The 6032-nt window shown below is 65.0% G+C and carries 5 protein-coding genes; 2 read left to right on the top strand and 3 right to left on the bottom strand.

What is annotated here, in order from left to right:
- Window positions 1-12 precede the first annotated feature (12 nt).
- A complete protein-coding gene (locus P0Y59_25060) occupies window positions 13-1236 on the top strand; it encodes an MFS transporter (protein WEK00122.1) in 1224 nt (407 codons plus the stop codon).
- Here the strand turns inward: P0Y59_25060 and P0Y59_25065 are convergent.
- Genes P0Y59_25065 through P0Y59_25075 form a run of 3 tightly spaced genes read right to left on the bottom strand, consistent with a single transcriptional unit; the run spans window position 1233 to window position 4515 of the window.
- Window positions 1233-3002 carry an adenylyl cyclase gene (locus P0Y59_25065; protein ID WEK00123.1) on the bottom strand — a complete coding sequence of 590 codons (1770 nt, stop codon included), beginning with the start codon at window positions 3000-3002 and terminating at the stop codon, window positions 1233-1235. The two genes, P0Y59_25060 and P0Y59_25065, sit on opposite strands and share 4 nt — an antisense overlap.
- Complete coding sequence (locus tag P0Y59_25070; protein WEK00124.1) at window positions 3002-3694, bottom strand: DUF6445 family protein; 693 nt, start codon at window positions 3692-3694, stop codon at window positions 3002-3004. Before P0Y59_25070 ends, P0Y59_25065 begins: the two co-directional genes overlap by 1 nt.
- Complete coding sequence (locus tag P0Y59_25075; GenBank protein ID WEK00125.1) at window positions 3694-4515, bottom strand: glycoside hydrolase family 16 protein; 822 nt, start codon at window positions 4513-4515, stop codon at window positions 3694-3696. Before P0Y59_25075 ends, P0Y59_25070 begins: the two co-directional genes overlap by 1 nt.
- A 101-nt stretch (window positions 4516-4616) precedes the next feature.
- Here P0Y59_25075 and P0Y59_25080 point away from each other — a divergent pair, with 101 nt between their 5' ends.
- Entirely contained in the window at window positions 4617-5891 is a 1275-nt protein-coding gene (locus P0Y59_25080) for a serine hydrolase (protein ID WEK00126.1), read from the top strand.
- Window positions 5892-6032: the final 141 nt, after the last annotated feature.

The raw sequence follows: 6032 nt of genomic DNA on the forward strand, positions 1-6032 counted from the left end.
CGGCGATAGCCGATGCCTTTCCCCTTGCTCTCCTCGCTTGCGGGCCGACCGCGCGATGGCCATCGCGCGGTCGGCTTCCTGCTGATCTACGCGATCGCCCATGTCGGCGGGGTGATGGGCTATTTGCCGCTCCTCAGCCTGTTGCTGCCGATGAAGATCGAGGCGGTGGCGGGCGATGCGAGGCTTGGTGTGTTCACCGCGACGGTGACCAGCGGCGCGATCGCGGCGAGCCTGTCGAGCATCTTGTTCGGCTGGCTCAGCGATGGCTCGGTGGCGGCGGGGAAGGGGCGTCGCAAGTGGGTGGCCGGCGGCCTGGTCGCGACGGCCATGTCCTATGCACTGATCGATGCCGCGTCGACGCCCTGCGCGATCATCGTGGCGACGATCGTTTTCCAGACTGCGCTCAACGCGATGCTGGGGCCGCTCGCGGCAATCATGGCGGACGAGATACCTGACGCCCAGAAGGGTTTTACCGGCGGCCTGCTTGCGTTGGCCAACCCGTCGGCATCGGCCGTGCTCGCGATCGTGGTGAGTGTCGGCACGCTCGGCCAGGCAGCGCAACTCGCGATCGTGGTGCTGGCGATCGCCGTATGCGTGACGCCGCTGCTGTTCGCTCGCGCACGCCCGGTTCCGATTGTGATCGAGCCGGGCCGGTTGGCTATTTCCCAACGCCATGACCTTGCCGCCGCGTGGGGTGCGCGGCTCTTCATGCAAATCGCCGGCGTGGTCCTCTCGCTGTACCTGCTCTATTATTTCGAGAGCGTCACCCCGAACGAACCGCATCGCGACCTCGCGTTGCGCGTCGGCCATCTGTTGACGATATCGTTCATCCTGCCGCTGCCGATCGCCGTGCTGGCCGGTCGCCTGTCCGACCGACTTGATCGTCGCAAGCCGTTTCTGGTCGCGGCCGCCGTCGTCGCTGCCATCGGCCTCCTCGGCATGGCGTTCGCGCGCGACTGGGGGACGGGTGCGCTGGCGTTCGGCGTCTATGCGGTCGGTTCCGGCGTGTTCCTGCCGTTGCACGCGGCTTTCTCGATGCAGTTGCTGCCGGACCCGCAGCATCGCGGTCGCGACCTGGGGCTGATCAATTTGACGAACACGCTTCCATCGTTGCTTGGCCCATTGCTTACCTGGTGGCTGGCGACACCGCATGATTTCAGCGCCGTCATGCTTGCGCTGGTGGTACTGACCTTGTGCGGCGGCCTCTGCGTTCTCGGGGTGCGCGGCCGGCGTTAGGGATGGGGTGGATAGCTGACGAGCGTCTGCCTGATCGCTCCGGGCCGCGCTGCCTCGCCAGCCTCGTTGACCAGATGCGCGATCGTTCCCTTGCCGCCGCCGAGTGAGATCGTCGTGACGCTGGAGAAGCGGACGCCCGGCTTGCGCGGCGCCTCGATCGCGCTTTCCACGACGATGCCGGGGTCGGCGGTGAAGTTTGCGTAGATGCCCAGCGCAACGGCTTCATGATCGTCGACCCTGTCGGCAACCTTGTAGGCGGCCCAGCCGCGCGTCGTGCCGGCCATGTAGGCGGACTGGTTCGGCGGATCATAGGGCAGCTCGTTCTGATAGAACCAGGTCCGCCCGCGTTCTCCGTTCCAGAGCGTGTTGTAGCGACGGAAATGCTCCACGAAGAGCGCACACATCGTCACATCATCGCCGTTCACCACCAGCCCCTGATTGCCGACGCTCTCATCCCAGCCGACATGGACTCGGCCGCTTGCCCGGTCGCCATGATCGGCACGCCAGATCCACAGATGATCGCCGATCACATGGTGACTGTTGATCTCCAGGCAGGTCTCGGCATTGCCGGTGCTCGCTCCGCCGACGCGGAAGAAAAGGTCGGACAGAAGCGTAGGATTGGCGCGGTGATCGTGTGAGGCGCCCCTGGGGCCTATCTCCACCAGCACCGGGGAGAGGATCGGTCCGGCATCGATCATCAGTCCCGCGATCGTGACGCCCGGCACATCCGCCACGACGATCGCCTTGCTGCCGCCTTCCGCCAGCAAGGTCGCGAGGCCGAGCCCTAGGATGATGGTGTCCGCGCGATCGATCCTGAGTGGCGTGTCGAGGTGATAGACTCCGGGCGTCAGCAACAGATTCCGCCCGAGCGCCAGGGCAGCATTGATCTGCCGTGCCGGCATGTCGGGACGAGCGATGAAAAAGCGCGACAGCGGAATGGACCTGCCTTCGGGTTTCCGGTCCCCCCAACTGACGCCTCGTGCCGCCCGCCGCAGGGCCGGTGCGAACACCTTCCACTCACCAGTCGTGTCGATGTGGAGGAAGGGCTTGTCTCGAATGACGGGAACGGCCGGGATGGTCGTATAGGGTGGTTCTGGAAAGCTCGTCGCCGGGGCACCGTCGACGCCCATGAACATCATGTTCCAGTTCGCGCCATTCCAGCCCCGTATCTCGCTGTTGCGGGTGAACCATTGCTGCTGGCTTCCCGAGCGGATGGTGCCGTCGATCCGGCAGTCGGCGATGAAGCCTCCGCTCGACCAGCCGCCATCGTCCAGCGCGAGGTCTCCGCCCAGATGGACCCGGCGATACGGTGCCGCCTGCGACACCGCCCAGCGGTCGGCGCCGTCGGGCGGGCGGACCTCCAGATTCTCGACGCCACGCCAGAAGTTCACCAGCGCCATGCCTTTTGCCCAGTCGGCTTCGGCATGGACGTGCCCGTCGATCGCGACGTCGCCGGGCATCGCGCCGAGACCGGCGACCTGGGTGAAGAAGCCGACATTGACGTCAACATCATATCGACCGGGTTTGAACAGGATCGCGTGGCGAGCGTCGGTGAAATGGGCGCGTTCCATCGACTGGAAGATGGCATCGACCCGCTGCTGGAGGACGGCGCGCGGCATGGACGGATCGGCGATCAGGACATTCGGCCCGAGATCTGGATCCGACGAGCGGGCAGGGCGGGCCGCAGCGCCCGCCGTCACCGCGGCGACCGCCGCTCCACTTAGTCCCGCCACTACCGACCGGCGCGTTGGCTGATATGCGTCCATCAGCGCGTCTCCTCTTGTTCGATCGACAGGAACGCCGTGATCGTCAGCCGGCCGCTGGCCGGATCGGGCGACAACAGGGCGCCTGGCGAGATCGCGCCGCTGTGCAGTAGATAGCTTCGATAGATCAGCGCGCGATTGTAGCGCGCCTCCACCAGCATCGTGCGCTCGAACAGGGGAGTGTCTCCGGCGACATAGGCGAGGGGTGGTTCCCCGCCGTAACGGATTTCGGCGCTGAGCTGATCGAAATAGATCGGCGCGCGGGCCTGGTCGACCGTCTCGAATCCGGTGGACCGGTGGCGGAAAAAGGCGGTGCCATCGCTTCCTTCGGGCGAGAGATAATGCAGGAGCGCGATCCGTTCGACGGCGAAGGCATCGCAATGGGGCAGGCGCTGGGTGACCGACAGGGCGGCAGGTTCCGATGTGACCATCGAAAAGCTGGCGTCGATCACCTGGGCAAGGCCGGTTTGGCCGAAGGCATCGGCGACGATGGTCGCGATGATCGGCTGTTGCCCTGATATATATCCCGCCGGAAGCGGCGCGCGGATGCCCGGATAATAATGCTCGGCCGGGCTGAAGCGGGCGGCGACGGCGGCAGCACGGAGTGCGTCGGGGTCGGGCGCGAAATTGTCGATGACGACGAGCGGCTGCTTCTCGCGGCCCAGATGGTGCACCGTGATATCGGGCGTGCTCATTATTGCGGCGCCCTGCGCCAGTAGCGTACATAGTCGATCGTCATCCGTTGCGGGAGCGCGGCGTCGTCAACGCCCTTCGCGCCACCCCAGTCGCCGCCGATCGCGAGGTTGAGGATCAGGTTATAGGGGCGGGTGAACGGCCACGCCGCCTTGCCGCCCGCCTGGTCGTTCCTGACCTGCATATAAACGCGGTCGTCGACCCCGATGGTGATCGCATCCGGGCGCCAGTCGAGCTGGTAGCGATGAAATGCCGAACAGCTTGTCGGCACATGTTTTGCGGCGCCGCGCTGAGTCCTTAGGCGATGGTTGAACGCGCCGGAATGGAGCGTTGCGTGAACCACCTCCGGTTGCCAGCCGACCATTTCCATCATGTCGATCTCGCCTTCATCTGGCCATGTCCCGCCAGACGGCAGCAACCAGATCGCGGGCCAGGTGCCGCGTGCGCAGGGCAGCTTCGCACGAACCTCGTAGAAGCCATAGCCTCGCGCTGTCCGGGTCACGAGCTTCGCCGAGCTATAGGCTTGTCCGCCCCAGTCGTGCTGCGCCCGTAACGTCTCGTGGCGAGCCTCGATCAACAGCGCGCCGTGTTCGATCCGCGCATTCTCGGGCCGGGTGGCGGCATAATATTGAAGCTCGTGATTGAACCAGCCCTGCGCATTGCGCTCCGTGTCGTATCGCCATGCGTCGGGATCGATCCGCGTGCCGTCGAACTCGTCGGCCCAGCTTGGTGGCGAGGAAGGGCGCTGCATCGGCGCGTCGACCGCGTAGTTGGTCGCCGCCAGGCTCGTCGCCTGCGCAGTCATCAGGACGAGTTGACTCATCATGCGACACTCCTCTCCCGACCAAAGCCGGCGTCTGCTAATTCTCTTGTAAAGCCGATCTTGTGAACGTTATCATCAAGCATAATAGGGGAGAAGCTGAAATGCAGCGACGCAGCGCGTTGGCGACGATCGTCCTGGGGCTGGCCACGCCGCGGAGTGCCTGGGCACGCGAACCCGTCGGGGCAGCGGCCTTCACCCTCGATCATATGCGGATCGATGCAGCGCTTCGTCAAATGGTCGCCGGGGGACGAGCGGCGGGTGCATCGGCGCTGATCTGGCAGCAGGGGGTAGAACGCTATTTCGGCGCGGCGGGAGAGGCCGATCGCGAGGCCCATCGGCCGATGAAACGCGACACGCTTGTCCAGATCTTCTCGATGACCAAGCCGGTGACCGGCGTTGCCCTGATGCAGCTCTGGGAACAGGGCAAGTTTGGCCTCGATGATCCGCTGGCCCGCTACTTGCCGGCCTTTGGAGAGGCCAAGGTGATCGATGGCACGAGCGCCGGCGGCAACCCCGTCCTCCGCGCTCCGGCACGACCGATCACGATCCGCGATATCATGCGGCATACGGCCGGCTTCTCCTATGGCATGCGCGACACTGCCGCGGATGTCATCTTCCATCAGATCAATCCGCTCGCGCTGACCAACAGTCTCGAGGAGATGGGCGACAAGCTGGCGCACGTGCCGCTGCTGTTCGATCCCGGCGCGGAGTGGAGCTACAGTGCGGGCGTCGATGTCCAGGCCTTGCTCGTCGAGCGTCTGACGGGTGAGCCGTTCGAGCAGCATGTCAGGCGCACCATCCTTGATCCACTCAGCATGCACGACACCGGCTGGACTCAGCCCCCGGAGCGCCTTGCTCGATTCGCCGCGAGCTATGTGAGACAGGCGGATGGTACGCTCGTCCGGCAACCGGACGAGAAGACGCGCGCCCTCAATTTCGGTCCGCGCCGCTTGACGATGGGTGGGGCAGGGCTGGCCTCGACACTCGACGATTACATGCGCTTTGCCCGCATGCTGCTCGGTCGCGGCACGCTGGATGGAATACGCATCCTCGCGCCGTCGACGATTCGGCTGATGTCGACGGACCAACTCGATCCGCGAATCACCCGACGGTTCTTCCTGCCGGGGAAGGGAGCGGTCGGTTTCGGTCTCGATGTCGCCGTGCGGACGGCGCAACCCCGCACGGCCGCAGAGAATCGCGGCTCCGTCGGCGAATTCTTCTGGGATGGTGCAGAAACGACCCTGTTCTGGGTCGATCCCGCCAACGATATGGCCGTGGTGTTCTTCGTCCAGGTCAGGCCCTTCGACGGGTCATTGCATCACGATATTCGCGATGCCGTCTATGGGCCTGATTATATTGGCGTGCCGGGAGACTGAGAGCCGGTCTTCGAACTGGCGGCAGTTTCTATGTCATTACTGACGGCCCCGGCGAATCCCCCGCAATGGCGCGTGGCCTAGTCTGGACTCACCCGGCAGAAGGCGCTGCAGGCCCGTAAGTCAAGGAAAACAGACGTTTTT

This window comes from Candidatus Sphingomonas phytovorans, from assembly GCA_029202385.1.
GTDB lineage: Bacteria > Pseudomonadota > Alphaproteobacteria > Sphingomonadales > Sphingomonadaceae > Sphingomonas > Sphingomonas phytovorans.

Coding starts and splice junctions, on each gene's coding strand:
- P0Y59_25060 (WEK00122.1), top strand. CDS start 13: ATGCCTTTCCCCTTGCTCTCCTCGCTTGCGGGCCGACCGCGCGATGGC.
- P0Y59_25065 (WEK00123.1), bottom strand. CDS start 3,002: ATGGACGCATATCAGCCAACGCGCCGGTCGGTAGTGGCGGGACTAAGT.
- P0Y59_25070 (WEK00124.1), bottom strand. CDS start 3,694: ATGAGCACGCCCGATATCACGGTGCACCATCTGGGCCGCGAGAAGCAG.
- P0Y59_25075 (WEK00125.1), bottom strand. CDS start 4,515: ATGAGTCAACTCGTCCTGATGACTGCGCAGGCGACGAGCCTGGCGGCG.
- P0Y59_25080 (WEK00126.1), top strand. CDS start 4,617: ATGCAGCGACGCAGCGCGTTGGCGACGATCGTCCTGGGGCTGGCCACG.